The organism is Arthrobacter sp. Z1-9, from assembly GCF_054792695.1.
Genome location: NZ_CP096456.1, coordinates 4,092,490 through 4,117,680, shown reverse-complemented (window position 1 = coordinate 4,117,680; position 25,191 = coordinate 4,092,490). Strand labels below are relative to the sequence as shown.

The following is a 25,191-nucleotide window of genomic DNA, read 5'->3' as shown; positions in this document are numbered from 1 at the left end:
GCGTGCCGTCATGAACCCTGGTACCAGCGCAGTACGCGCAGAGCACGAAGGGTGTTCCAGCGGCTTGGTTGTCCGTCGCCGTCTTCCAGCGGGAAGTGGACCTTGCCGGGGTGGCTGTTTTCCAGCAGCCACCTGCCGTCCGGTTGTTCCTTCGACCGCAGCACCTCCACTGCCTCTTCGAGACGCTTGTCAGGGGCGCCGCCGGCGGCGCGGAAGTAATCCAGCCCGCGAAGGACGTCGTAGAACCAGCGGGTGGGGTAGGAGAACTGAAGCCAGTCCCGGCTAACAAGCTCCCCGGTGGACTCCCGCCTCAGCAGCCGGCGCTCCAGGAGGTACTCCTCGGCGCGGTGCCGCGCCTCCCGGGATTCAGGGGTTCCGCCGGTGGCATGCTCATGCTCGAGAAGCCCCTCCAGGACACAGACGGTGGTGTGGAAGGAGGAACGGGTGGAGCCTCGCCCGGCCTCGCAGTTCCAGCCGCCATCGGCGAGCTGTTCGCGGGTCAGCCGCGCCACCACCGGGTCTACGTTCTCTCCGAAATAAACCCCGAGTGCCACGGTCATCCCGTTGATGCACGGTTCCACTTCGCCGTCGAAGAAGAGCTGGTTGCCTTCCTCCCAGCGGCTGTTTTCGCGGACAAGCGAAATGGCTTGCCGGGCTTCTTGGCTGGCAGGGTCCAGGCCGAAGTCGCGCAGGAGCAGCAGGCTGTAGGTGGTCGCGGTCCATGGCTGACCGTCGGGGTCGTCGTCGTAGGCCGGCCAGTAGGTGCCGCCCGCCCATTGCCCGTCCCTGCCCTGCAGAGCGAGGAGCCTGGCGCCCCAGCCGTGGTTCGCTACCCGCTCCCGCTCGGCCTGGATCTCCTCGGCAGAAGCTTCCGTCAGGTCCCGCAGGACCTGCCAGCGGATGGCGGGATCGGCATCGAGCAGCCAGTCGAGCACGTCCATTCGCGTCAGTGGGTCAGAGGTGCTGGATGCCCGCCCGCTGCATGGCGTCCTTGTAAATCTCCACGCTCTTGGCCAGAAGCTCTTCCTGCTTCGCTTCCGAGACGGCAAACGCCCGGCCGCCCAGAGCGGTGGCCTTGTAAATCTTGATGCCGCTGTTCTTCAGTGAAGAATGGTAGGTCTTCTCAAAGAGTGTGAGGAAAGTGGAAGCGTCCGTGCCGTGGGCGATGATCGCGGACACGCGTGAGTTGATCTTGAGGAACTGGCGGAAGGGGCGCAGGCCGTCGGTTTTTTCCTGCACGCTCAGCGCCGACGGCATACCCGGATCCCGTACCCACGGATAGGCGTTCCACGGCATCACGTAGCGGGGGTCGAGTTCGGCCAGTTCGTAGATCTGGGTTGCTCTGCGGGCTGCTTCGTCATCGTTGTAGTGCGAGACGAAGCCGGATTCGGTGCCTTTTCCGGGGCTTACCTGCAGGCTGACGATCCGGCATTCATCCTCGTCGTGCACCGGGTCGATGTAGGGGACGGTGGAGCCCGGCTTCTTTTCCATCAGTTCGTCGCAAAGCTGGGTTACCTTCGCGATATTCGGTTCCTGTAGCAGGGATTTCTTTTCGTCCCAATCAATCGTCACGATTTCTCCCTCAGCAGCAAGGCGTCCAGAATCAGGCGTCTTATGCCACTCTACGCTTCCGCGCATGGAGGAGGGCAGGGGAAATTGAGGTGCACCACGCCATTACGCCGCCGTTCCTGCTCGGGGGCACGCTTGAGGGCCTTGGTGCGGCACAGTAATTGACGTCGACGGCGGGGCCGCGGCTTTTTCAGTCACAGTCATTTCTGTGCCGGGCAGCGGGGGAGCTGTTCACCGGTAGCGGTGGCCTGTGGGTGTTTGGAGTAGGCGCGTGGGTTTAGCAGCAGGCGTGCTGTTCAATATAGGCATGCAGTTCACCAGGAAGGGCCTGAGAGACGACGGCTTTGCGGGCTTCAGGTCGTTCGAAGGCCTTGAGGCTATGCGGGTCCCGCAGGGCACAGGCGTCTTCGCCGTCATCGCACCGGAAGGGTTCCAGCCGGAATTCCTGAAGAAAAGCACTGCCGGCGCCTTCAAAAAGAAGGACCCCTCACTGCCGGAACCGGCGCTCGCGGCCGAGTGGGTGGATGCCGCCGCGGTGCTCTATCTGGGGAAAGCCGGTCCGGGCAGCCAAGGCAACCGCGGACTCCGGCGTCAGATCCAAGAGTTCCTTGACTTTGGGCAGGGCAAGCCGCCAGGGCATTGGGACGGCCGCCTGGTCTGGCAGCTCAAAGACGCCCGGCAACTGCTGATCGCATGGAAGGAACTGCCCGCCGAAGGCTTGAACAAGGCCGAGGCCGGGTACCACGCGGCATTCATTGAGGAGTACGGGAAGCTGCCGTTCGCGAACCTGGTGCGGGCGCGGGTCAAAGGCTAGGCAAGGCCGCCATCAGACTCCGGACCAGGCGGGGTTATGCCCCGCGGAGGCGCTCCATCTCGCGGCGGTCCTTCTTGGTGGGCCTGCCGGCACCTCGGTCGCGCTGCGGCAGGCCCAGCGCCGGAGCCACAGGCCGCGGCGGGGTGTGGTCCGTAAAGCAGTGGGACGCGGCCTCTGCACCTACGCGCTTGTTGATGAGCCGGCGCACTTCGAGGATCCGTTCGTAACCGGACATCCGGACCGTCACCGAGTCGCCGCTGACCAGTGTTGCCGACGCCTTTGCCGGGCTGCCGTTCAGCCGTACATGGCCCGCGCGGCACGCAGCCGTAGCCGCAGAGCGCGTCTTATAGGCACGGATGGCCCACAACCACGCATCGATGCGGACGCTGGCGGGGGAGGAAGGAAGACTGGTCATGGCTGGCACCGAGTATAGCCCCGGCGTCCCCGCCCAGGAGACAGGTGTCCCAACCGCGAAACCAAGCCTGCCCAACGCTGCCCATGTAACAGCCGCTACTCAACCCTTACGCTGATGCGCTGCACCACGTTGTTGCCCAGCCCTTGGTAGTTCCAATTCTGCTCCAGGGGTTGGGTGGCGCCGCTGGCATCCGTGGCACGGCAGGCCAGCACATGCTCGCCCGGGTCAGCGACCCACGGCAGCGTCCACTTGCGCCACGCGAATCCGCCAGCGGGTTCTTCCAGGTGCGCCGGCAGCCATTTGCCATCGATGCCAACTTCCACAGCAGTCACGGCCGCGTGCCCGGACCAGGCACGGCCCTGCAGCATCACGGGTCCCCGCGGCAGCACCCGCTTGCGGGTGAAAAATTCCGGGATGCCCGGCGGCACCATCAGCGAACGTACCCTGATCCGTGAAACCGGTGTCCCGGCGTCGTCCGCTGAATCCTGGTAGCGGTACGCGACCTGCTGCTGGTAGCCCGTGAAGGGGGCAGTGACCACCTCGATGGACTCCAGCCACTTCACGCTTGCCATGCCGTACCAGCCCGGGACCACCAGCCGGAGCGGGTAGCCGTGCTGGGGCGGCAGCTCGGCGCCGTTCATCTTGTAGGCGAGTACGACGTCGGCACGCAGCGCTTCCCGGATCGGCAGGCTCCGCGCGTAATGGTGGGGGACGCCGCCCTGGATCCCGGCATCCACGCCGGTGAAGACCACTTCCACGGCGTTCTGCAGCACCCCCGCCTTGCCCAGGAGGTAGGCGAGGGGAACCCCGGTCCACTGTGCGGTGCCCACTCCTTCAAGTACCCAGGGCTGGCTCAGTGGCCGCGGTGAGAGGAGCGACCTGCCATTGCCCGCGCACTCCAGTGTGACGGGAACGGTGATGGCCGGATCCTTCCGCAGCGCGGCCATGCTCAGCTCCAGTGCCCGCTCCACCGCACCGCTGATCCGGAGGTGCCAGGCGGCCGGGTCGATGTCCGGGATGTCGAAGTGCGTGAGGATGTAGTGGAGTCCGGGCGGAGTGATGTCGCGGCGTAGCGCCTCCAGGGGCATGGAGTGGTTGCGGGCTCCCAGCTGGAGTTCCTCCGGGGTGAGCGGGCCGGTGGTGGGCCCGGCCGGCGCCGCGGCCGGCTCCCCGGAACCCTCAGCTGGAGTCGTGGACTGCAGGTTGTCGTGGATCTGTTTCATCACGCTGCGATTCTGCTGGGCGGGAATTTTGCAGGGCTGGATGGTGCCTTGCCACAGGTTTACGCCCGCCCGGCCGCCACGTCAACGGCCCGGAGCGGCGGTGGGGACTACTACAGCTGAGGACGGGTCAGGAACTCCGCCAGACTGAGGGGATCCTCGCCGGTCAGCCCATGCACATCAGGAGAAACTCCCCCCAGCTCGCCAGACGCGATAGCCGTGTACGTGCTCACCCAGGCATCCAGTTGCCACTGCGGTGCCTCGTAGGATGAGCGGGACGCGTAAGCCTCCTCAATGCTTTCCGGATGATAGCTGACGGTACGGCCGGTTCCTGCCGTCAGCACCTCTGCAGCCCGTGACAAGGAGAGATCTTCCGGGCCGGTCAGGTTGTAGGTCTGGCCCTTGTGGATGGCGGGGTCGCGAAGCACGGCAAGAGCACAGCGGGCAATATCCTCCCGGGTCACCCCGGAAAACATGCCCTCGCCGGCCGGTCCCCGGATCACGCCATCCTCCCCGGTCATCAGAGGCAGGAAGTCCAGGTAGAGGTTGTTTCTCAGGAAGGTGAACTCCATCCCGGAAGCCTTGATGTGTTCTTCCGTGGCGTAGTGGTCGCGGGCCAGGGTGAAGGTCGAATCCGGCGCGCACCGGTAGATGGACGTATACACCAGGTGCTCCACCCCGGCGCCGGCAGCAGCATCAACGAACGTGAAATGTTCGTCCAGCCTGTCCTCTGCCTCCGCGGCGGACACCATAAACAGCACCTTGGCGCCCTCTAGGGCCTGGCGTGCTGCTTCTGAATCGGAGTACGTGCACACGACGGCCGCGGCGTTTTCCAGCTCTGGCGCGCGTGCCACGTCCCGCACCAGCAGGCGCTGGGCGGAACCGGCCGCGGCGAGCTGCCGCGCCACCATTCCGCCCAGGCCGCCTGTGGACCCGGTGACTGCGAGCTCCGGCAGTTCCGAACGGGGGTCCATCGCCTAATGCTCCCGCTTGGGCGGCGACTTGGTCTGCGCGGGATCACGTTCGGCTAGGGACCCGATGGCGTCGTCGATCTTCTTCAGGACGTCCGGTTCCAGCCTCACCCCTGCCGCTTCCACGCTGTCTGCAATCTGCTCCGGCCGGGACGCACCAATGATGGCTGAAGCGACGTTCGGGTTCTGCAGCACCCAGGCGACGGCAAGCTGCGGCATCGAGAGTCCGGCTTCCTCTGCGATGGGCTTGAGCTCCTGGACCCCGGCCAGGACGTCGTCGCGCATCCAGCGCTCGATCATCTTGGCGCCACCCTTCCGGTCCGTGGCGCGGCTGCCCTCGGGGGCGGGCTGCCCGGGCAGGTACTTGCCGCTAAGGACGCCCTGGGCCATGGGGGACCAGACGATCTGCGACACGCCCAACTCCTCGGACGCCGGCACAACCTCAGCCTCGATGACGCGCCACAGCATGGAGTACTGCGGCTGGTTGGAGATGAGCTGGAAACCGAGCTCCTTGGAGAGGGCGTGGCCTTCGCGGAGCTGCTCGGCCGTCCATTCGCTGACGCCGATGTACAGCGCCTTGCCCTGCCGGACGATGTCAGCGAACGCCTGCATGGTTTCCTCCAGCGGCGTTTCAAAGTCGTATCGGTGCGCCTGGTAAAGGTCCACATAATCCGTTTGCAGCCTGCGCAAGGAACCGTTGATCGATTCCATGATGTGCTTGCGGGACAGGCCCAGATCGTTTTTGCCCTTGGGCCCGGTGGGGCCAAAGACCTTGGTAAAGATTTCCAGGGACTCGCGGCGCTCGCCCTTCAGGGCCTCGCCGAGGACGGTTTCCGCAGCCGTGTTGGCGTAAACGTCCGCCGTGTCGAAGGTGCTGATGCCTGCATCGAGGGCCGCCCTCACGCACTGGGAGGCGACGTCGTTCTCCACCTGGGAGCCGTGCGTGAGCCAGTTGCCGAAGGTGATTTCCGAGACTTTGAAGCCACTGTTTCCGAGGTATCTGAATTCCATGGGTTTCACGCTAACCCAGATGGTTGCTCAGGGTAAGGGCTGTCAGCCCTTATGTGGGTTGCTTCTGGATGCCGGGCGGTCGACGGCGCTTCCCTTGGCGGCTGCGCCTTTCGAGGAGGCGCCTTTGACCGCCTGCGCCGGGCCGGACAACGACACGAGCGATCCCGTATCCAGCGGCGACAATGGCCGCGGCGCCTGCGTTTTCTTAAACGACCGCGGCACGCGGCCGGGACGGTGGTGGTCCAGGGCAGACTCCACGAGCGGAGCGACCTCCACTACCTGGTCGGCAGGCACGCGGGGATCGGGAAGGTCCCGAACAGAAAGCTTGATTTCCGGTGCAGCCTCCCGCGCCCGCGCCACGGCCCTGGCGTCCGCCTCAGCAACAGCGGAGGCCCAGTCCTCGGCAAGGACGGGGGGTTCGCGCCGCGCGGCCGTCAGGGCGGGGTGGCGTACGACGGCGGTGCGCAGCGCCGAGCGCAGGTGGGACGGCTTCAGCGCTCTACGCCAGTCCCGGCGCTGACGCATGGCTTTCGGGGCCATGGCGGCGGGCACGCCGCCAACAGCGGGACCCGCAACTGAACCTGGAGTGCCGTCGTCGGGGTTTGTCCTGAAACGGCCGCCAGCCAGGCGGACCAACGGGACGCTTTCGTTGCGGGGGCCCCGGCCGAACAAGGCCATCAGCATGACGGCTGCAAGCCGGCTGATCCCCGCGAGCACCAGCGTGATGACCCCCAGCAGGAAGAGGGCCAGGAACATCAGGAAAGCCAATCCCACGGTCCCCAAAAACGTCAGGTTGAGGATGAGCGTATCCGGATTTTCCACGTCATCTCTCCTCTCCGCCGGCCGTGAAGCCCGCACCTGCGCCCCTCTGCCGGCAACAGCTCCTTCTCCACCATACGGATTTTTGCCGGGCCATGCCGACGGGCGGAGCGGTGCGTCCCGGGTTGTTTTAAAGCTGTTATCCCCAATATCAGGCCACCCTGGCGCCTATAGTCGGTCGCAGGAACCACGGCATGCACTGCGCGGCCGGAAGAAAGAACCAGGAGCACCATGGCAGAGGACACGCCAACCACGAACTGCATGTGCCTTTCCGGCGAGCCGTACGCGCTGTGCTGCGGGCGGTTCCACTCCGGCGAGGCAGAAGCGGCAACTTCAGAGCAGCTGATGCGCTCCCGGTACAGCGCCTTCGTGCTCCTTGACGGGCCCTACCTGCTGCGCACCTGGCACCCGGACAAGGCCCCTGCGGAGCTGGACCTTGATCCGGACCTGCAATGGCGGCGCCTGGACATTCTCTCCGTCAACCGCGGCGGCCCGCTCGATGTCCAGGGCATGGTGGAGTTCAAGGCCTGGTTCCGGCGCGGCAATGAGCGCGGCACCCATCATGAGGTCAGCAGGTTCGTCCGGGAAAACGGCCGCTGGTTTTACCTGGACGGGGAAATTCTGGCCTGACTATTCGTCGCCGTAGTCCTCGTCGGGAGTGAAGCCTGCCCGGTCCACCTTGCGGTGGAACCGCATGCCAGCCAGTCCGCCCAACACGGCACCGGCCAGTGCCACCAGCGCCACCACGACGGCGGCGATGATGCTGGTGGTGGTCAGCTGCCCCTCATTGATAGGGATGCGGGGGAAGCTGTTGAGGTTGGCCAGCACGTTGAACTGTTGTCCGAACACCAGGCCCAGGATGGATACGAGGACAGCCACGATCAGCGCCCAGATCCACACCATGAGGCCTTGCTTCATGCCGTTGAAACGTGCCATGCGTCCGGCGACATAACCGCCGCAGTAATAGGAGAGAAGCAGGATGACCAGCAGGACGATGATGCCCACGAGGCCAACCGTGCCGCTGTTCGAGGCCGCCTGGTTCACCGCCTCATTGACGTCCGTGTTGGTTGCAAGGCCCACAGCCGTTCCGGCCGCTGCCACCAGGGCGGTCAACAGCACCGCCATGCCCGTAGCGGTCAGCCAGCCGAAGAACGCCGAGCCCACCTTGATGCCGCCGAACCGTTCCTTCTCCCTGGCGACGGCGGTCTGCCGGTCCGTCAGGTTCGGATCGGCCGCGGGAGCCGGGGTGGCCGGGACATAGTCCCGTTCCGCGGAGGCTCCGGACGAGTCGGAGCGCGCCGCCGGAACCCGTTCGTAGGTGGAAGTCCGGTCGGCATCATGTGCCGGCACCTGGTCGTAGGTGCGGGTGGCATCATCGTCAGCCGCCGCGGCACGATAACTTCCGCTCCGGTCAACGTCCTCCCGGGCGCGTCGTGGGGGCAGGTTCTCTGGGTCCGTTGAGCTGCTCATGGTTCAACTCAATCACCGGGACGCAGCGATAGCAAGGATGCTTACTATTTTGTGACCAGTGGCGTCAGCGGTAGTCGCGGTGCAGGTTTTCCCTTTCAGAGGGCCCGGGAGAGGCGTCGGCGATCCACGGACCCGTACCTTCCGACTGGTCCAGTACGCCCGCCTCCAGCCATGTGTAGTCCCCAGCGAGGACCTTCCGGGTCAGCCGCTGGTCGCCGTCGTCGGTGTTCCGCCACAGCTGGTCGAAGTACTCGTCCACCCGCACGCGGGCCTGGTCGCAGTACGCCTCCGCCAGGTCGTAGGCGCCCGCGGCCTTCTCGGGGGCAGTGTGGAGCAGCATCTCCGCCCGCGAACAGCATGCCGTCATGGCAAACAGTTCCGCGCCGATGTCCACCACACGTCCCAGGAAGGCCTGCTTGCGTTCCAGCTTGGCCTGCCACCGGCCCATGCCGTAAAAGGTCTGCCGCGCCAGGCGCCGTGATGAACGCTCCACGAACCGCAGGTGCTTGGCCAGGCGGCCGAACTCACCGTACGAGCGCGGATCCATGCCGGCGCCGGCCACCAGTTTGGGGAGCCAGCGGGCGTAAAAGCCGGAGGCGCCGACGGCGGCCCTCGCCTTGTCGGAAAGGCTCGCGTCCAAGGACGCAAGGTCACCCGCGGCGGCAAGGTGGGCATCCACGGCTTCGCGGGCGATCAGCAGGCGCATGATCTCCGAGGAACCCTCAAAGATCCTGTTGATCCGCAGGTCCCTCAGCTGCTGCTCGGCCGGTACCGCACGTTCACCGCGCGCCGCCAGCGACTCCGCTGTCTCGAATCCCCGGCCGCCGCGGATCTGGACCAGCTCGTCAGCAATCCGGCAGCTGATCTCCGTCGACCAGAGCTTGGCAAGGGCTGCCTCGATCCGCACGTCCTTTTGCCCGGCGTCGGCAAGCTCGGCGGAGAGCTCGAAGACGGCGTCCAGGGCAAAGGCGGACGCGGCGATGAAGGCTAACTTCTTGCCCACGGCTTCGTGTTCGCCCACGGGCCTGCCCCATTGCGTCCGGGCATTGGACCATTCCCGGGCAATCTTGAGGCTCCAGCGGCCTGAGCCGACGCAGAGGCCCGGGATGGAGAGCCGGCCCGTGTTGAGTGTAGTGAGTGCGATCTTCAGGCCCTGGCCCTCCTTACCCAGCCGGTTGGCGGCCGGGACACGCACCTGGTGGAACCGCGTGACCCCGTTCTCGATGCCCCGCAGGCCCATAAAGGAGTTCCGGTTTTCCACGGTGATTCCCGGTGAGTCCATCTCCACCACGAACGCACTGATGCCGCCCTTATGCCTGGTGCCGTCCTCGTCCGTGCGGCCCGGAACCACGGCCATTACCACCACCAGTTCGGCGATCACCCCGTTGGTGGTCCACAGCTTGACGCCGTCCAGAAGGTAGGCCTCGCCGTCGGCCGTGGGCGTTGCCGTGCTGCCCATTCGGGCGGGATCGCTGCCCACGTCAGGTTCCGTCAGGAGGAACGCTGTAACGGCACCCGCTGCGCACCGCGGCAGGTACTCCCGTTTCTGCTCGGGAGTGCCGAAAACCTTGACCGGCTCAGGCACGCCGATGGACTGATGCGCCGAAAGGAGGGCGCCGAGGCTGGGGTGGACGCTGCCGAGCAGCGCCAATGCCCGCCCGTAGTACACCAGGGAGAGCCCCAAACCGCCGTATTCCTGCGGTATCTTCATCCCGAAGACGCCAAGCCCGGCCAGGCCCCGAAGGTATTCGTCCGGAATTTTTGCCTCGCGCTCGATAATCCGCCCGTCCATGGTCCGCGCGTATTCGTGGAGGCGCGCCATGAAGGCTTCACCTCGTTCCACGTCTGCCGGGTCAGGAGTAGGCCAGGGATGGACGAGGCTGAGGTCGAAACTGCCCAAATAGAGCCCTTTGGCAAAGCTCGGGCGGTCCCAGCCGGTTTCGCGTGCAGCTTCGGCGACGGCGCGGGCCTCGTCCGCGGTGACGCCGGCACCGATCTTGCCGGCCGGGACCGGGGTCTCCTCCGCCGGGGCGTCCGTGGTTGCGCTGTCGTTGGTGGAGCTGGCGGGGGTGGTCTTTGAGGGGCTGTCTGTGGCGGAGCTCATGGGTCATCTCCTTGGCCGGATAGCTTTCTTAGCCAGGTCCGCCGGGTTGGAGAACCCTTCAGCTGTCTCTCAATATTACCCGCGGGTAAGTTCCTGTGCTAGGGGAGGACTGTCCCTGGAAGTCTCCGGCGGCGTCGAATGCGGCGGCCCGGTGCACCAGCCGGTCCCAGCCTGCGTTAATGCCGTGGACGACGGCCAGCAGTGACTTCGAAACCACTGTCCACGCGAGCTTTCCGGTGCCCAGCAGCACCAGTGCTGTCAGCCCTGCGGCGATAACGAAGATGGCCAGGATCAAGGCGAACACCAAGGTGCCCGCGAACACCAAGGTGGCTGTTTCCACTGCGCTTAGATCGAACTGCATGAGTCCCCCTGCTTGCATCATTGCTTTGGTCGAAGTCAGTAGCATGAGCGTAGGGGTAGTCGGCCTGCCCAGCCAGAGCCGGAGCAGGCTTAACGGGCTCTTGATATTGGATCGAGATACTACGGCGAAGTAGGTCACGGAGCGGTCGCGGCGGCCTGCGTTAACCTTGTTGTTGGCAGTTTTCCGTTTGAAGGCCCTGCCCCGCCCCTCTAAACAGCCCAAGGAGAGTGTGTGCCCCGCTCCGCCAGGTCATCCGCTGACGCCATCAGCGCCCGGCTCCGGGACCTCGAACTCCTCACCAAAGGACCCGCCTGGGCCCTGACGCGCTCCGCCCCCTGGGTGATCGCGGTGCTGCAGGCATCCTTTACCCGCACCCGGCCGCAACTGCCGCTTGAGGAGTTCCACGCCGACGTCGACTCCTTCCTGGAGGAGCTCCGCCGGCAGGAGCCCGGGCTGGGAGGCGGTGCCAACGGGAAGGCCTTCGGCGACGAGTGGACGCGCCGGCAATTCCTGACGCGGCGGAACCACTCAGGCCAGATCGTTTACGAAGTGACTGAACCGGCCGCGCGGGTGCTTGCGTTCCTGGACAGCCTCTCCAGCGAGCGGTCCACCTTAAACGGTTCGCGCCTTGGCACGCTGCTGGGCGACGTCGAGAAGCTCGCCAATGAGACCAATCCGGACCAGAGTGCCCGCCTTGAGTCCTTGGAAGAGGAGATCGAAGAACGCCAGCAGCTGATCCAGGACATCAGTTCCGGCGAGTTTGACGGCGTGCTGGATGACGACGAGGCAGTTGAAGCCGCCGGAAACATCCTGGACCTCGCCGCGAGCCTGCCCGCCGACTACAAAAAGATGCGGGACCGCATCGAGGAGCTGGTGGGCGATCTGCGCAACCAGATCATCGAGGAGTCGCTGACCAAGGGCGCCACCATGGCGCAGGTGCTGGAGGCCGACAAGCGCCTGCGCCAGAGCCCGGAGGGCAGGACGTTCCGTTCCTTCACCGCGTTCCTGGAGGACCCGCAGCAGCAGCTTCGGTTCCGGTCCGCGATCGGCGAGGTCCTGAGCAGGCAGTTCGCGGACGACCTCTCCCCGGAAGACCGGGAAACCCTGAAGAACCTGGTGGCAGAACTCCGGCAGCAGCACAGCCAGATCCAGAGGATTTACGGCAAGCTCAGCGAAAGCCTCAACACCTACGTCCAAAGCGATGACTTCCGCCAGTCGGTCCGGCTCCGGCAAGTACTCCGGGAAGCTGAACAGGCCATCCGTTCCCTGCCGTACGAACGGGAACGGCCAGGGCTGGTCCGCGGGCCCGTCCTCTTTAACGCAGGATTCGAGTCGCTGTCCATGGTGAAGCTCTTTGACCCGGACGAGTTCGCGGCGCCGCCCAAACTTGCCGACCCCATTGCCTTCAGCGACTCGGACCGGGTGCGCTCGCCGAGGACCGGCAAGGCCAAGCCGGCAGTTATCCGCTCTGCCCTGGCCGGTGCTTCCACCCTTTCCGAGGCGTGGCAGCAGCTGCCGCCCGAGGAGCAGCACATCAACACCATCCGGGCGCTCCTCTCGCACGCCCTGCACGCCGGGGCCGGCTTTGATCGGGACGCCCTGGATGCCCTGGACTTCGAACAGATAGACGGCACCACGCGCAGGGCCTACCTGCCGCTGGTCACGCTTCCAAAGGATTGACATGACTGAGATTTCAAACGCTGGGTACCCCGGACCGGTCTCCCCCCGCGACACCTTCGTCGACGGTGCCGCCCTCTTCCCCGGCGACACGGGCGTGTTGACCATGAAGGTGCGGCAGGCGCTGGTGAAACTCCTCAAGGGTCCCTACGTGGACGGCGGCCGGGACGAGAAGCTCTGGACCGTCCTGCTGGACAACCAGATCATCCTGCGGAGCCGGCTCTCGGAGCTGTTCCTTACGATGCAGCTGGACCACGAACGGAAGATCGCGGTCCTGCGCCCGGTCGATCCCGACGCCATCGGCGGCAGCACACGCTCCAGCATCCTGCGTCAGCAGCGTTCGCTCAGCCGGGTGGAGACCATTGTCCTGCTGCGGATGCGCCTGCTGCTGGACCGGCATGTCACCGCGCAGACCGACCCCACCATTACCCGCGAGGAAATCGCCGACCTGGTCACCCACTACCAGCCCGCAGGCCAGCAGGACGCCTTGCGTGACTCGGACGTGGTCAACCGGGCCATCACCAAGCTCCTGGCCCGCCAACTGCTCCTGCCCACGGGCCTTGACGACGTCTACACCATCTCCAACGCCCTGCCCCTGGCCCTCCCCTTCGAAAACATCGGTGACATTCCCGCCCAAATAGAAGCCCTGGCAGCAGCCACAACCGATTCCACCGGCACCGAAGCGCTTCTGGAGCTCGACGGGGACCCCGTGGCTGAGCCTGTCGAAACCGAGGACGCCACCGAAGCGGAGGATGCCCAGTGAGCATTGCAACCATGCTGCCGTTGGGCGAGCTGACCAATCCGGGGCAAATGCGCCTTGCGCTGGTGCAGGTGGTCAACTGGGGCACGTTCCACGGTGCCCACACGATGCACGTGGACCGGAACGGGACGCTGCTGACGGGCAACTCGGGCGTGGGCAAGTCCACGCTGTTTGACGCCATGCTCCGGGTTTTCGATGCGAGGCCACGGTCCAACGAGGCCGCAGCCCAGCGCTCGGGCGGTGCGGTGGAGGACAAGCGGACCACGTTCACGTATATGCGCGGCAAGGTGGGGGACAAGGCTGTGGGCGAGGGCTCGGCCAGTGCGTTCCAGCGGCCGGGCGCTACCTGGTCCGCGGTCGCGCTGACGTTCGACAACGCGGCCGGCACCCGGGTGACGGTATCGGCGCTGTTCGACCTGCCAAAGAACGGCACGGAGTCGAGCGTCGGACGGTTCTACCTCATCGACCACCAGCCGCTGGACCTGGAGGCGCTTGAGGGCATCGCGGACAAGCGGTTCACCAAGGTTGCCCTGGAAACGATTTTTCCGGAGGCCCAGGTCTTCGATGTGCACAAGGCGTTCGCAGAGCGCTTCCGACGGTTGCTGGGCATCAACTCGGACCAGGCCCTTCCGCTCCTGCGCGTCATCCAGGCGGGCAAGGGCCTGGGCGGCAGCGTCAACACCTTCTTCCGGGACCAGGTCCTGGATGCTCCGGCTACCCTCACGGCAGCGGATGACGTCGTCGAGGAGTTCAGCAACCTGATGTCCATCCGGCAGCGGCTCGAGGACGTCCGGCAGCAGCGGGACCAGCTGGCCCCGGTGCCCGGGCTGAACAGGGAGTACGCGCAGGCACTGCTGGACGCGAACCGGTTGCGGGACCTCGCCGGCGAGGAATTCGAGGCCTACAAGCAGCAGCTTGCCGTCTCGGTCCACCAGAAGATGCTGGCCCGCTTCAAGGAACTGGCCCAGGCGAAGGCCAAGGAGCTCGGCGTCGAGCGCGCAGTCCGGGACGGCCTGGCCAAGGAGCTGCGCCAGCTGGAGGCGGATTACAACAACCAGGGCGGCAACGCCATCTCCGCAATCGAACAGTCACTGGAAAACGCCCGGATGGGCCTGAAGCTTCGCCAGCAGGTGGAAGACGCGGCACGCCAGGCGCTGGCCGACGCCGGCCTCCAGCTTGAGTGGAGTCCCGAGGGCTGGGAGCAGGCGCACGAGCAGGCGGCGGCAAGGTCTGCCGAGCTCAAGGACGATTCCCAGGCCCTGCAGGAGCTCCGCTTTGAAGCGTTCGACGCCCACGCAACGAAGAAGCGGGAGCTGGCCGCGGCTGAGCAGGAGCTCGTGTCGCTGAAGACACGCAAGTCGCTGCTGCCGCCGTCGAGCATTGAAAACCGGGCCGCGATCGCTGCCGCCACCGGCATTCCCGAGGACCGGATGCCGTTCGCCGGCGAACTTATGGACCTCGCCGAGGGGGAGGAGCGGTGGCGGCCCGCCGCAGAGCGGGCGCTCCGCAACCTCGCCACCACCCTGCTGGTGCCGGGCGAGCACTTCGCGGCTGTGACGCGCTACCTCAACGACCACAATGTGCGTGGCGCGCTGCGGGCAGTGGACGTTTCCAAGCCGCTCTCCGGCGGTGCGCTGGCGCTGGAGGACGTGCGCGACGGCGACCTGCTCACCAAGCTGGACATCCTCACCACGGGCGTGGCAAGCGAAGCGGGGTCCTGGATCCGCGAGCGGATCGCGTTGGACTTCGCGTACCCCTGCGTGGAGGAGCCGGACGAACTGGCGGTGCTGGACCGTGGCCTCAGCCTGGGCGGCGTGGTGAAACGCAACCGGCACACAGTGGAAAAAGACGACCGGTTCACCAGCCGGCAGGATTACGTCCTCGGCTTCGACAACGCCGCCAAGCTGGAGCTCGTTGCCGGCCAGGTGGAAGACCTGCGGCAGGAGGTTGCCAAGGCGGCAGAACTCGCGCAGTCCCGCGAGGACTCGCACCAGGGGATGAGCCGGCAGCTCGACGCCCTGCGCCGCATCGCCGAGGACCATCGTCCGTGGGAGCAGGTGTCGGCGGCAGTTGCGGCCGACGAGCTTGCCAGGATCGAACAGCGGTTAAAGGACGCCCTGGCAGCGCAGGCAGATCTCGAGCCCCTCCGCGCCACCATCGAGGAAGTGCGGCAGAAGCACCAGTCCAGCACCGAGGCCGCCGCTGTCCTGCAGAGCGAGTACAAGGCATTGGACCGGCAGCTGACGGCTGCAGATTCCCTGCTGGAAGCTGCCCGGGACCGCCTGGCACAGGCGCCGCCGTCGGACGAGACCGTCACGGCGCTGGAACCGTACTTTGCCGATTTCGGTGATGTGACGGAGATGCATGAGCTGGACAACCTCGCCAACCGGGTGCGGACCGCCCTGCTGGGCGAACTGCACGCAGCGGAGTCGCGCGGACAAACCACCGCCGAGCGCCTGACCAGGATTTTCGAGGGCTTCGTCCGCGAGTGGGGCAGCGCCATTTCGGCCGACCACGGCACCACCATCGGTGCTGCCGGCGAGTTCGAAACCCGCTACCACGCGATTGTCAGCGACGGCCTGCCCGCCCAGGAAGCGGAATTCCGGCAGTTCTTCAACCAGCGCACCCACGAATCCTTCAGCACGCTGCTGCATCTGCTCGATGAGGAACGCCGCTCGATCACCAGCCGGATCCTCCCGCTGAACGGCATTCTCTCGCAGGTCAACTTCCACGAGGGCAGCTTCCTGGAGTTGGATATCAAGCAGACACTCCCGCCCACCGCCAAGCAGTTCAAGGACGCCATCCAGAATGCGCTCAAGGCCCGGCACACGCGGCCGGCGAAGCCCGAAAGTGGCAGGTCCGATGGCACCAGCGGGGAAAGGGACGACGACGCGGAGCTCACCGCCCGCTACAAGTCCCTGGAAACCCTGGTCAAGCGCTTGGGCTCGCAGGCGCCGGAGGACAGGCGGTGGCGGGCGGAGGTGCTGGACGTGCGCGGGCACCTGTTCATTCAGTGCAAGGAGCACCGGGAAGTTGCCGGGCCGGCGTCGGGGAAAAAGGGCGGGGCAAAGAAGACCGAGGTCTTTATGCACGCGGACACTGGATCCATGTCCGGTGGCGAGCGTCAGCGCTTTACAGCGTTCATCATGGCCGCCGCGCTGAGCTACCAGCTGGGCATCGCGGAGCAGGGCTTCACCACCTACGGCACCGTGATGATGGATGAGGCGTTTGTGTTGGCATCCGAGGAGTTCGCCGGGGCCGGAATTAAGGCACTGCACGAATTCGGGTTCCAACTGCTGCTGGCGGCCCCTGAAAATGTCATCGACCTGTCCCGGCATCTTGGCTCGGTCACCGAGATCCTGCGCGACAAGCGCACGAACCGTTCGGGCGTGCTGACGGCGCCGGTGATCCGGCCGCGGCCGGGCGAAGAAGGGGCCTGGCGCTCGGAAGCGAACCCGGTGGATATCGTTTTGCGCTAGCCCGTTATCAACGGATCGGCTCTATAACAAATCGATGGATATATTGCTTGGGAGCTATTGAAAGGCCTTGTCCCGGTGCCATGCTGGTCGGCATCAGCACTTGCCGTCGTCCTCCCACCGGGCAGTTGTGGAACGCTGGGTCCTGCATCTGACGCCTGACGGGTTGGCGGCCTTCCCTTGAAAGGCACCACCGATGCGCCCAGCACGCCGCGCAAACTTCTTCCTTGCAGCCACCGCCGCTGCCGCACTGTCCCTCGCCGGCTGTGCGGCTGACGGCACTACCGGGGACGGCGCTTCATCCACCAGCCCCGCCGGCGGTTCCTCCACCGGCCCTGCTGCCGAGGCAGTTACGCAAAGTCCCCCTGCCTCCATCGTTCCGGCCGCTACCTCTTCTCCCGTTCCCAGGGGGCCGGTGACCTTCACGTTCGCAGATGGCCGCCTGTCCTTTGCCCACCCGGAGGGCTGGCGCGTGGAGCATGAACAGGTTTCGGCGTCCCCCGCAGTGGAGACGGCGACCGTCTTGGATGCCAGCGGTAAGGAACAGATCAACATCTATTACAGCCAGGTTGGTGACGCTACGGCCGGTAACGTCTCCAGGACCATAATTGAGACTGATCCGGTACGGGGACTGATCGGCGCTTCTGTTCCCACGCCCAGCTCTTCGTTCTTCATTGATCGAGCTGATGGCGTTACTCATTACCGGATGGGACTGACGCCGGGATCGCCAGTTTCGCCGGACGGGCAGGTGCAATACGGCCTTGTCAGGATCGGCGACCGCATTCTGACTGCGGATGTGCTGTTTACTGAACCGCGGTTCGCAGGTGATGAGGCAGCGCAGACCTGGTACTTGAGTGACGAAGGCCGGGCACTGAAGTCGGTGCTGATGAACTTCTCCTACCGCTGACCCGCAGTTGAGGAAGCCCGCCCCCGCATCCGTGAGGGCGGGCTTCCTCTGCGTCAGTCTGGCCTGCGCCGGCTAACTGCCCTGCACCCGCGCCAGGAACTGGGCAGTCCGGTCCTGCAGGCCCTGGATCTGCCGGAGGACCACGGCTGCCGGGTCCGGATTGATTTCGTTGGCCGGCGGTTCCTTGCGGACGTTGCCGCAACAGAGGAAATCGGCGCAGATCAGCGTGCCGACGGTGTTGCCGTCGCGGCCGGTCTGTCCGGCCCGCTTCGCGACCCAGAGGGGCACGTCTTCCTTGGAAAACACGTCCCGACATAGTTCGCAGAGTACCGAGCGGTTTTTCCGGGCGCCGCTTTCGGGCGCGCGCAGCATGATTCCGGTGAGGCCTTTGCACGCTGGAGCCACGAGGTAACCCCGGAGTGGCATCTTTTCGTCCCGCCACCCCAGGAAGTCAAGGCTCTCCCAGTCGAGGGAGTCGAAATCCTTGGGGAGGGTGAGCCTGGCGGCTTCGGAGCGGCTGGCATTGAACGATGAGCGGATGTGTTGAGGCGTGATGGATTGCACTATTGAGACTTTCGAAACTGGGCTAAACCCGTGGCAGGGAATCCTGCCAAACCGCATCTTCCCTGTCCAAGGCCATTCCACCGGGAGGGGATGTGTCTTTGGTCACGATAGGGAATAAGACACACAAACCTTGCGTAATGGTCCGGAGGATAGGCTAGCCTTACTTAAGTTCGCTTCATTCACTTAAGGAGTTTCGTGACTTCCCCCCTCTTCTCCGGGCCCGGCGCCACGCGCCGCACACTGTTCAAGTCAGCCGGCAAGGCTACGGCCGTTCTGGCCGCTGCGGCGCTCACCCTCTCCGCCTGCGCCACTGGCCCTGCCTCCTCCACCACTGACGCCAGCGCAGCCAGTTCCAGCAGCTCGCAGTTCCCGGTGACCATCGAGCACGTTTACGGCAAGACCACCATCGAGAAGCAGCCCACGCGTGTTGCCACCGTCTCGTGGGTCAACGACGACGTCGCCATCGCCCTGGGCGTTGTGCCGGTCGGCGTTCCCAAGACTGAATGGGGCGGCAACGACCAGGGCTCCACCCCCTGGAAGGACGCAGCACTGGAAGACCTGGGCGCCGGCTTTGGTTCCGACAAGGCTCCTGTCCAATACTCCGAAGCTGACGGCATCAACTTCACCGAGATCGCCAAACTCGCCCCGGATGTCATCCTGGCCGCCTACTCTGGCCTCACCGAAGAGGACTACAAGAAGCTCACTGAGATCGCGCCCGTCGTGGCCCACCCCGAGCTGGCTTACGGAACCTCGTGGCAGGACTCCACCTCGATCATCGCCAAGGCCCTCGGCAAAGACGCCGAAGCCACCAAACTGATCTCGGACACCGAGGCCACCATCGAGGAGAAGGTTGCCAAGTACCCGCAGATTGAGGGCAAGAGCTTCATCTATGGCAACCTCGAGCCGGCCAAGGGCGACGGCGTCAACGTCTACACCGCCATCGACAACCGCCCCCGTTTCCTCTCTGACATTGGCATGAAGCTCGCTCCCGTGGTGGAGCAGAACACCAAGAGCGGTTCGGACTTCTTCATCGCGTGGTCCGCGGAAAAGGCCAACGAGCTTGAGTCCGACGTGTTCGTGACCTGGGTTCCGGACGCCTCCACGGCCGACGCCATCAAGGCGGATCCGCTGCTCAGCCAGATTCCGGCCATCAAGAACGGCGCCCTGGTTGCCGATTCAGACAACACGCTGACGCTGTCCATCTCGGCGGCTTCCCCGCTGAGCCTGCCGTGGTCGCTGGACGCGTTCCTGCCGCAGCTGGCCGCCGCAGCGGACACAGTGAAGTAAGCACCCTTCCATGACGCAAAGTACGACGACGGCGGCCCCCGGGCAGGGGGGTGCCGGCACCTCACTGCCGGCACAAGGACCTGATGGCCCGCCCCGCAGCCGCGCTTTCGGGGGGAAGCGCGCCGCCTGGCTGCTGGCCGCCGTCGTCGTACTTGCACTTTTGGCCGGTGCCTCACTGGCCATCGGCGCCAGGGGGCTGCCCCTGGGCACTGTAGTGCAGGCGCTGACCGCCTTTGATCCCGGTAACGGCGACCACGCCGTGGTGCAGGCCCGCATCCCGCGGACCGTCCTTGGCATCCTCGCCGGGGGAGCCCTCGGCCTTGCGGGCGCCGCCATGCAGGGCGTGGCACGCAATCCGCTGGCCGATCCCGGCATTATGGGCGTGAATGCCGGGGCTGCCCTGGCTGTGGTGACAGGTATCTACGTTTTTGGTGTCGCCACGTTCTCCGGCTACATCTGGTTTGCCTTCGTCGGGGCAGCAGTTGCGGCCGTCGTCGTCTATCTCATCGCTTCCCTGGGCAGGGACGGTGCCACCCCGGTGAAGCTGGCCCTGGCAGGCGCAGCGTTGAACGCGGGCCTGTTCTCGCTCATGAACGTGATCCTTGTCTCCAGCCAGGACACCCTGGACAGGTTCCGCTTCTGGCAGGTGGGCGGCGTGGCAGGACGGGACTGGTCCGTCGTGCTGCCTGGCCTGCCGTTCCTCGCCGCCGGGGCGCTGATCGTGCTGCTGAGCGGCCGCATCCTTAACAGCCTGGCGCTCGGCGACGACATCGCCCGCGGCCTCGGCCAGCGGGTAGGCCTGGTCCGCGGCATCACCGCCCTCGGAATCGTGCTGCTGTGCGGTTCGGCCACCGCACTGGCCGGCCCCATCGGCTTTGTTGGCCTGGTCATCCCGCACGCTGTCCGTTTCCTCACGGGCCCGGATTACCGCTGGATCCTGCCGTTCTCGCTGGTGCTGGCACCCGTGTTGCTCCTCGGCGCGGACATCATCGGCCGCGTGGTACTTCTTCCGGGCGAAGTCCCGGCCGGCATCATGACGGCCCTCATCGGGGCGCCGGTCTTCGTCTGGCTCATCCGCCGGGGCAAGGGGGCGGAACTATGATTTCGAAAGCAGGGACCCTCGCCCAGGACAGGAAACCCGCCGCGACCCCCGTTGCGCTATCAGTTACGGCTGCCAAAACCGGGCCCAAGGGACCAAAAGTGATAGGGCAGAGCCGGGGGAGGCAGCTGCTGAACCGGACCGCCCTCCTGGCAGCCGCCGTCGTGATCCTGTTTGCTGTTTCCATCCTGCTGGGCAGCTACACGGTCACCGTCCCGGACTTCTTCAAGATCCTCTTCGCGCACCTTACCGGCGGAGAGAAGATCCCCGGCGCAAGCTTCATCGTGATGGAGAACAAGCTGCCGCGGGCTGTCATCGGCACCATGATCGGCCTCGCGTTCGGCCTGGCCGGCGCCCTGTTCCAGACCATGCTCCGCAACCCCCTGGCCAGCCCCGACATCATCGGCATCAGCTACGGCGCCAGCGCTGCAGCGGTGGTGTCCATCGTGGTGTTCGGTGCCACCGGCGCGGCGGTCTCCGGTGCTGCGCTCGGAGGTGCGCTCGGCGTGGCCGCCATCATCTACGCGATCTCCAGCGGCGGGGCGCTGCGCGGAACCAACCGCGGTGATGCCGCCGGCAACCGGCTCATTTTGGCGGGCGTAGGAATCGCCGCCGCCCTGCACGCCGTGGTGAATTTCCTGATGACCCGTGCGGATATCCGCACCGCCGCGGACGTCCTCGTCTGGCTCAACGGATCCCTGAATTCCGCCAACTGGGACCGGGCCGGTATGCTTGCCCTTTCCCTCGCCGTCCTTATCCCGGCAGTTGTTGCCATCGCCGGGCCCTTGCGAATCCTGGAACTCGGACCCGACGCCGCCGCCGGGCTGGGCATCCGGGTAGGTGCCACCCGCCTGGCGCTGGTGATCATTGCGGTGTCGCTGGCAGCAGTGGCGACGGCGGCGGCCGGCCCGGTCTCCTTCGTTGCCTTCCTGGCAGGGCCCATCGCCCGGCGCTTCACCGGCAAAGCCAGCCTTCCGGCGTCGGCATTGGTTGGCGCCCTGATTGTCCTCGCCGCAGATTACGTCGCCGCTAACCTTGCCCCCCTGCTGCTGGACGGCACGGCGCTGCCGGTGGGTGTGATCACCGGCGCGCTTGGCGCCCCGTTCCTGCTGTGGCTCCTGGTCACGGCCAACCGAAAGGATGCCTGACGTGGCAGTTCTCAACGCCAAGGACCTGACGCTTAAATACGATCAGCGCTGCGTGGTGGACGGGCTTACCGCCGAAATTCCCGAAGGCCGGGTGACCATGATCGTGGGAGCCAACGCCTGCGGGAAGTCCACCCTCCTTCGCGGCCTGTCCCGGCTCCTGAAACCCGCGGCCGGCGCCGTGACCCTGGACGGCAAGGACATCCACTCACGCCCGGCGCGGGAACTGGCCCGCACCCTTGGCCTGCTGCCACAGCACCCCACCGCGCCCGACGGCATCCTGGTCCGCGATTTGGTGGGCCGCGGCCGGTACCCGCACCAGGGTTTCTTCCGCAGCTGGAGCGAGGGGGACATGTCCCCACATGATCTCGCTGTGCAGCGGGCGCTCGAAGCCACGGAAACGCTGGCCCTCGCGGAGAGGAACGTGGACGAACTCTCGGGCGGGCAGCGGCAGCGGGTCTGGATTGCCATGGCGCTGGCCCAGGAAACCGACGTCCTGCTGCTGGACGAGCCCACCACCTACCTGGATCTTGCCCACCAGGTGGAAGTCCTGGATCTGGTGACTGACCTGAACCGGCAGCGCGGAACCACCGTGGCCATCGTCCTGCACGACCTGAACCTGGCCGCCCGCTACGCAGACAACGTGATCGCCATGAAGGGCGGCGCGGTGGTGGCAGTAGGCGCGCCGCAGGACGTGGTCACCGAAGGGCTGGTCCGCGACGTCTTCGGCCTAGAATCCCGCGTCATCCCGGATCCCGTCTCCGGAACCCCCCTGATCATTCCGATCGGCCGACACCACGTCCCCGCCAACGAACTGGAGCTCGTTTCATGAAGACTAGCGATATTGCCGCCGCCTCCACCGAGCCCATGACCCTGGCGTTCGAGGTTACTGTTTCCTCGGTGCAGGAACTCAGCCCCAACTTCCGCCGGATCACGTTCGGCGGGTACTCGCTGCGGGACTTCGGTGTCAACGGTGACACCCTCGACCTCCGGATCAAGCTTATGATCCCCTCGCTTGCCGCGGACGGCACAGAACTGCCGCTGCCGGCGTTTGAAATGAGCCACGCCGGCTGGTACCGCGAATGGCTGGCCATGGACCCGGCAGTGCGCGGCTCCATGCGCACCTACACCGTGCGCCATGCCCGCCTGGACACCGTGTACCCGGAGATCGACGTGGACTTCGTAATGCACTTCGACAGCCAGGGCAACGGCGGGCCTGCCGCCAACTGGGCCCTCAATGCCAAGCCCGGTGATGCCATCACCCTTATTGGCCCGAATAACCGCGCCGCGCAGTGCCTGACGGCTGAGGCCTACGGCGGCATCGAATGGCGGCCCGGACTGGCGCAGCGCATTCTCCTCGCCGGCGATGAGACGGCCGTCCCTGCCATTTCCGCCATCCTGGAAAGCCTGCCGGATTACATGACCGGACACGCCTTCCTGGAGGTCCCCGAGGCAGGCGACTTCCTCGAACTGTCCTCGCCCGCCGATATCGAGGTCACCTGGCTCGCGCGCGGTGCCGCGATTGGACGGTCCCGGCCGCACGGCGAGCTGCTGCAGGAAGCGGTGCGCAAGGCGGTTCGGGTGCCCGGGTGGGTGGCCATCAAAGCCGCTGACGGCGCCGCTGGGCCGGAGCCGGAGGACGTCAACGTGGACGTGGACATCCTTTGGGAGACTCCCCAGCGGATGGAGACGGACGAGATCCAGGCCACCAAAAACCCTGACATGCCTGCCGGTGCCATGCCGTTCTACGCCTGGATCGCCGGTGAAGCTGCGGTGATCAAGGACATGCGGCGGTACCTTGTCCGCGACGTTGGGATCGACCGGAAGCAGGTTGCCTTTATGGGGTACTGGCGCCAGGGCAAAGCCGAAGGTTAACGCTCCCTGGTCGGGTTGCCGTAACTGCCGACTTGCTGTCGCTTAGCGGTTGGACCCTGCCCAAACTTCGCAAGCTCAGTCCGGGGCCCGCGGGTCCGCCCTTCCTCCTTCCGCTTCCTTCGGCCGCGGGCGGCCTCACTTCGCTCCGGTCGGCGATGCGCTCCTACGCAAAAGAGCGCTGCCGGCTCGATGCGTCGCTTATCTTTGTTGCTACCGCCTAAACGCCCCATCAGATCCTGCGGCTTAATCCCCAACGCCCCATCAGTCCCTGCGGCTTAATCCCCAACGCCCCATCAGTCCCTGCGGCTTAATCCGCAACGCTCTATCAGTCCCCGCGGGTTTTCGCCGGACGCTCTCGCACTTTCTGTTCATCCCGGCGTCGTTTTACTCTTCTTTTGGTGGCTACGTTGGGCTGGTGCCTGCTTAACCTTTGCTCCCCGATTCCGGGCGGCCGGTGTTTGTTGCTCTTAAATACTCTTTTACTGAAGGGGTCGGGGACCGGGACGAGCGGTTGCCCAACGGGGCCGGGGCTGGGCGGACCGGGGGGCTGAGGAGCTGGCGAAGGCGCAGCCCGGATGGCGGTATGCGAATCCTGCGATCAGGAGCAAGCGGCTTCGGCACGTAATTGGCGAACAGCGGGAGCCCGCGCTAATGATGCGGCCCACCCTGGTCACGCTCTACGCCGGCGGCAACGACAAGGTGCCGCGAAAGGGCGGCCTGAAAAAGATCAGCACCACATCCCGGGCGGGTAGTGCTTGGCCCTAGCTGTCCAGCAGGTTCTCAAAACCCGATGCCACCCTGGCGGCATGGAACTCCACCACTTCGAAGTCGGCAACGCCATTCGAATAGAAAGGGTCCTGTGCCAGGCTGGCGTCAAGCGTTGCGCGGTCCGCCCGGGAGAGCAACATACCGCCCGTCCGAGGGACCTTGCGCCCGGCGGCGATGAACACGCCGTCGTCGAAAGCCTTCTGCAGCCAGGCGATGTGGGCGTCGTTGTGGAAGTCCACGATGTCCTGGGGTACCCGGTAGCTCAGTGAGACAACATACATGCGCCCAGCCTACCGGCCGGCCCTGCCGCTACTTGAAGGATCAACCGCTCTCTTCTCGTAGAATGGGCACATGACCGAACCCCGCTGGCTTAGCGCCGACGAACGCCGTGCCTGGCTGGCCCTGGTAAGCATCAATACCCTCCTGCCGGCGGCCCTGGACACGAAGCTCCATGCAGCGGGGAAGCTGTCCCTTTTCGACTACACGGTCCTGGCCATGCTGTCTGAGGCAGAAGAGCGGTTCCTGCCAATGAGTGAGCTCGCCGCGCGCAGCAGCGCATCGTTGTCGCGGCTTTCGCATGTGGTGACCAAACTGCAGAAGCGGGGGTGGGTGGAGCGCCGACCGCATCCGCACGATGCCCGCGTCACGACGGCCCATCTTACCGACGAAGGCATGGCGACCATCGTGGGCCTGGCACCCGGCCACGTTGAGACGGTCCGGGATCTGTTCCTGGATGCCCTGACGGAGCAGGATGTGCAGGATCTGGCGCGGATCGGCGAGAAAGTGGTTGGCCGGCTGGACGCCGACCATTGGATCCTGCGGGAAAGCTAAGCCTTCATCGCACGGTTGGTTGCTCCCAGCAACTGATGGCAAACTAGC

General features: G+C 65.7%; 24 protein-coding genes and 1 pseudogene. 13 read left to right on the top strand and 12 right to left on the bottom strand.

Annotation, left to right across the window (positions count from 1 at the left end; translation table 11 throughout):
* Positions 1–8: 8 nt before the first annotated feature.
* Both M1D93_RS19010 and M1D93_RS19005 read right to left on the bottom strand, forming a co-directional pair.
* Entirely contained in the window at positions 9–941 is a 933-nt protein-coding gene (locus tag M1D93_RS19010) for a hypothetical protein (protein ID WP_461172988.1), read from the bottom strand.
* Positions 942–954: 13 nt separating this feature from the next.
* Positions 955–1,572 (bottom strand): uracil-DNA glycosylase family protein, encoded by a 618-nt coding sequence (locus tag M1D93_RS19005; RefSeq protein WP_461172987.1) that lies wholly within the window; start codon positions 1,570–1,572, stop codon positions 955–957.
* A gap of 304 nt (positions 1,573–1,876) precedes the next feature.
* Between M1D93_RS19005 and M1D93_RS19000 the strand changes: the two genes are divergently transcribed.
* Positions 1,877–2,383: a hypothetical protein gene (locus tag M1D93_RS19000; RefSeq protein ID WP_461175070.1), complete on the top strand. Its 507-nt coding sequence runs from the start codon at positions 1,877–1,879 to the stop codon at positions 2,381–2,383.
* 34 nt (positions 2,384–2,417) lie between these two features.
* On the opposite strand, the gene M1D93_RS18995 is transcribed toward M1D93_RS19000, so the two are convergent.
* The 5 genes from M1D93_RS18995 to M1D93_RS18975 all read right to left on the bottom strand — a co-directional run bounded on the left by M1D93_RS18995 (position 2,418) and on the right by M1D93_RS18975 (position 6,822).
* Positions 2,418–2,798, bottom strand: coding sequence for an RNA-binding S4 domain-containing protein (locus M1D93_RS18995; RefSeq protein WP_461172986.1), 381 nt, complete (start codon positions 2,796–2,798; stop codon positions 2,418–2,420).
* A 95-nt stretch (positions 2,799–2,893) separates the two neighbouring features.
* Positions 2,894–4,021 carry a sulfite oxidase gene (locus M1D93_RS18990; protein WP_461175069.1) on the bottom strand — a complete coding sequence of 376 codons (1,128 nt, stop codon included), beginning with the start codon at positions 4,019–4,021 and terminating at the stop codon, positions 2,894–2,896.
* A gap of 110 nt (positions 4,022–4,131) precedes the next feature.
* Positions 4,132–4,992 carry an SDR family oxidoreductase gene (locus tag M1D93_RS18985; RefSeq protein WP_461172985.1) on the bottom strand — a complete coding sequence of 287 codons (861 nt, stop codon included), beginning with the start codon at positions 4,990–4,992 and terminating at the stop codon, positions 4,132–4,134.
* 3 nt (positions 4,993–4,995) lie between these two features.
* On the bottom strand, positions 4,996–6,000 hold the full coding sequence (locus M1D93_RS18980; RefSeq protein WP_461172984.1) for an aldo/keto reductase family protein: 1,005 nt from the start codon (positions 5,998–6,000) through the stop codon (positions 4,996–4,998).
* A 42-nt stretch (positions 6,001–6,042) separates the two neighbouring features.
* Positions 6,043–6,822 carry a hypothetical protein gene (locus M1D93_RS18975; protein WP_461172983.1) on the bottom strand — a complete coding sequence of 260 codons (780 nt, stop codon included), beginning with the start codon at positions 6,820–6,822 and terminating at the stop codon, positions 6,043–6,045.
* 228 nt (positions 6,823–7,050) lie between these two features.
* On the opposite strand from M1D93_RS18975, the gene M1D93_RS18970 reads away from it, so the two are divergent.
* Complete coding sequence (locus tag M1D93_RS18970; protein ID WP_461172982.1) at positions 7,051–7,449, top strand: YchJ family protein; 399 nt, start codon at positions 7,051–7,053, stop codon at positions 7,447–7,449.
* Here M1D93_RS18970 and M1D93_RS18965 read toward each other — a convergent pair whose 3' ends face one another.
* The 3 genes from M1D93_RS18965 to M1D93_RS18955 form a co-directional block, all read right to left on the bottom strand.
* The gene (locus tag M1D93_RS18965) at positions 7,450–8,289 is read right to left on the bottom strand and encodes a hypothetical protein (RefSeq protein WP_461172981.1); all 840 of its coding nucleotides are present in this window, start codon (positions 8,287–8,289) and stop codon (positions 7,450–7,452) included.
* Between the two features lie 64 nt (positions 8,290–8,353).
* A complete protein-coding gene (locus M1D93_RS18960) occupies positions 8,354–10,393 on the bottom strand; it encodes an acyl-CoA dehydrogenase family protein (RefSeq protein WP_461172980.1) in 2,040 nt (679 codons plus the stop codon).
* A gap of 58 nt (positions 10,394–10,451) precedes the next feature.
* Positions 10,452–10,754: a hypothetical protein gene (locus M1D93_RS18955; RefSeq protein WP_461172979.1), complete on the bottom strand. Its 303-nt coding sequence runs from the start codon at positions 10,752–10,754 to the stop codon at positions 10,452–10,454.
* Between the two features lie 231 nt (positions 10,755–10,985).
* Here M1D93_RS18955 and M1D93_RS18950 point away from each other — a divergent pair, with 231 nt between their 5' ends.
* From M1D93_RS18950 to M1D93_RS18935, 4 genes are all read left to right on the top strand, one after another.
* On the top strand, positions 10,986–12,434 hold the full coding sequence (locus M1D93_RS18950) for a DUF3375 family protein (RefSeq protein ID WP_461172978.1): 1,449 nt from the start codon (positions 10,986–10,988) through the stop codon (positions 12,432–12,434).
* A gap of 1 nt (position 12,435) precedes the next feature.
* Positions 12,436–13,194, top strand: coding sequence for a DUF4194 domain-containing protein (locus M1D93_RS18945; RefSeq protein WP_461172977.1), 759 nt, complete (start codon positions 12,436–12,438; stop codon positions 13,192–13,194).
* The gene (locus M1D93_RS18940) at positions 13,191–16,670 is read left to right on the top strand and encodes an ATP-binding protein (RefSeq protein ID WP_461172976.1); all 3,480 of its coding nucleotides are present in this window, start codon (positions 13,191–13,193) and stop codon (positions 16,668–16,670) included. Before M1D93_RS18945 ends, M1D93_RS18940 begins: the two co-directional genes overlap by 4 nt.
* Positions 16,671–16,863: 193 nt before the next feature.
* On the top strand, positions 16,864–17,574 hold the full coding sequence (locus M1D93_RS18935) for a hypothetical protein (protein ID WP_461172975.1): 711 nt from the start codon (positions 16,864–16,866) through the stop codon (positions 17,572–17,574).
* A gap of 72 nt (positions 17,575–17,646) precedes the next feature.
* On the opposite strand, the gene M1D93_RS18930 is transcribed toward M1D93_RS18935, so the two are convergent.
* A complete protein-coding gene (locus M1D93_RS18930) occupies positions 17,647–18,138 on the bottom strand; it encodes an FBP domain-containing protein (RefSeq protein ID WP_461172974.1) in 492 nt (163 codons plus the stop codon).
* A 195-nt stretch (positions 18,139–18,333) separates the two neighbouring features.
* On the opposite strand from M1D93_RS18930, the gene M1D93_RS18925 reads away from it, so the two are divergent.
* The 6 genes and pseudogenes from M1D93_RS18925 to M1D93_RS18900 all read left to right on the top strand — a co-directional run.
* Positions 18,334–19,425, top strand: coding sequence for an iron-siderophore ABC transporter substrate-binding protein (locus M1D93_RS18925; RefSeq protein WP_461172973.1), 1,092 nt, complete (start codon positions 18,334–18,336; stop codon positions 19,423–19,425).
* Positions 19,426–19,435: 10 nt separating this feature from the next.
* On the top strand, positions 19,436–20,527 hold the full coding sequence (locus M1D93_RS18920) for a FecCD family ABC transporter permease (protein ID WP_461172972.1): 1,092 nt from the start codon (positions 19,436–19,438) through the stop codon (positions 20,525–20,527).
* Entirely contained in the window at positions 20,524–21,672 is a 1,149-nt protein-coding gene (locus tag M1D93_RS18915; protein WP_461172971.1) for a FecCD family ABC transporter permease, read from the top strand. Before M1D93_RS18920 ends, M1D93_RS18915 begins: the two co-directional genes overlap by 4 nt.
* A 1-nt stretch (position 21,673) precedes the next feature.
* Complete coding sequence (locus tag M1D93_RS18910; protein ID WP_461172970.1) at positions 21,674–22,501, top strand: ABC transporter ATP-binding protein; 828 nt, start codon at positions 21,674–21,676, stop codon at positions 22,499–22,501.
* Positions 22,498–23,544 (top strand): siderophore-interacting protein, encoded by a 1,047-nt coding sequence (locus tag M1D93_RS18905; RefSeq protein WP_461172969.1) that lies wholly within the window; start codon positions 22,498–22,500, stop codon positions 23,542–23,544. The genes M1D93_RS18910 and M1D93_RS18905 overlap by 4 nt, the downstream gene beginning before the upstream one ends.
* A gap of 454 nt (positions 23,545–23,998) precedes the next feature.
* Positions 23,999–24,240, top strand: a pseudogene (locus tag M1D93_RS18900) (SGNH/GDSL hydrolase family protein); the annotation flags it as partial.
* Between the two features lie 65 nt (positions 24,241–24,305).
* Here the strand turns inward: M1D93_RS18900 and M1D93_RS18895 are convergent.
* A complete protein-coding gene (locus M1D93_RS18895) occupies positions 24,306–24,593 on the bottom strand; it encodes a YciI family protein (RefSeq protein WP_163166369.1) in 288 nt (95 codons plus the stop codon).
* 70 nt (positions 24,594–24,663) lie between these two features.
* Here M1D93_RS18895 and M1D93_RS18890 point away from each other — a divergent pair, with 70 nt between their 5' ends.
* Positions 24,664–25,143: a MarR family winged helix-turn-helix transcriptional regulator gene (locus M1D93_RS18890; RefSeq protein ID WP_461172968.1), complete on the top strand. Its 480-nt coding sequence runs from the start codon at positions 24,664–24,666 to the stop codon at positions 25,141–25,143.
* The last annotated feature ends 48 nt before the right edge of the window (positions 25,144–25,191 follow it).

Bases quoted from the DNA above. Each gene is read 5' to 3' on its own strand.
- M1D93_RS18935 (WP_461172975.1), top strand. From the start codon at position 16,864: ATGCGCCCAGCACGCCGCGCAAACTTCTTCCTTGCAGCCACCGCCGCT.
- M1D93_RS18980 (WP_461172984.1), bottom strand. From the start codon at position 6,000: ATGGAATTCAGATACCTCGGAAACAGTGGCTTCAAAGTCTCGGAAATC.
- M1D93_RS18995 (WP_461172986.1), bottom strand. From the start codon at position 2,798: ATGACCAGTCTTCCTTCCTCCCCCGCCAGCGTCCGCATCGATGCGTGG.
- M1D93_RS18990 (WP_461175069.1), bottom strand. From the start codon at position 4,021: ATGAAACAGATCCACGACAACCTGCAGTCCACGACTCCAGCTGAGGGT.
- M1D93_RS18920 (WP_461172972.1), top strand. From the start codon at position 19,436: ATGACGCAAAGTACGACGACGGCGGCCCCCGGGCAGGGGGGTGCCGGC.
- M1D93_RS18965 (WP_461172981.1), bottom strand. From the start codon at position 8,289: ATGAGCAGCTCAACGGACCCAGAGAACCTGCCCCCACGACGCGCCCGG.
- M1D93_RS18985 (WP_461172985.1), bottom strand. From the start codon at position 4,992: ATGGACCCCCGTTCGGAACTGCCGGAGCTCGCAGTCACCGGGTCCACA.
- M1D93_RS18915 (WP_461172971.1), top strand. From the start codon at position 20,524: ATGATTTCGAAAGCAGGGACCCTCGCCCAGGACAGGAAACCCGCCGCG.
- M1D93_RS18890 (WP_461172968.1), top strand. From the start codon at position 24,664: ATGACCGAACCCCGCTGGCTTAGCGCCGACGAACGCCGTGCCTGGCTG.
- M1D93_RS18895 (WP_163166369.1), bottom strand. From the start codon at position 24,593: ATGTATGTTGTCTCACTGAGCTACCGGGTACCCCAGGACATCGTGGAC.
- M1D93_RS18955 (WP_461172979.1), bottom strand. From the start codon at position 10,754: ATGCAGTTCGATCTAAGCGCAGTGGAAACAGCCACCTTGGTGTTCGCG.
- M1D93_RS18960 (WP_461172980.1), bottom strand. From the start codon at position 10,393: ATGAGCTCCGCCACAGACAGCCCCTCAAAGACCACCCCCGCCAGCTCC.
- M1D93_RS18905 (WP_461172969.1), top strand. From the start codon at position 22,498: ATGAAGACTAGCGATATTGCCGCCGCCTCCACCGAGCCCATGACCCTG.
- M1D93_RS18945 (WP_461172977.1), top strand. From the start codon at position 12,436: ATGACTGAGATTTCAAACGCTGGGTACCCCGGACCGGTCTCCCCCCGC.
- M1D93_RS18970 (WP_461172982.1), top strand. From the start codon at position 7,051: ATGGCAGAGGACACGCCAACCACGAACTGCATGTGCCTTTCCGGCGAG.
- M1D93_RS19010 (WP_461172988.1), bottom strand. From the start codon at position 941: ATGGACGTGCTCGACTGGCTGCTCGATGCCGATCCCGCCATCCGCTGG.
- M1D93_RS19000 (WP_461175070.1), top strand. From the start codon at position 1,877: ATGCAGTTCACCAGGAAGGGCCTGAGAGACGACGGCTTTGCGGGCTTC.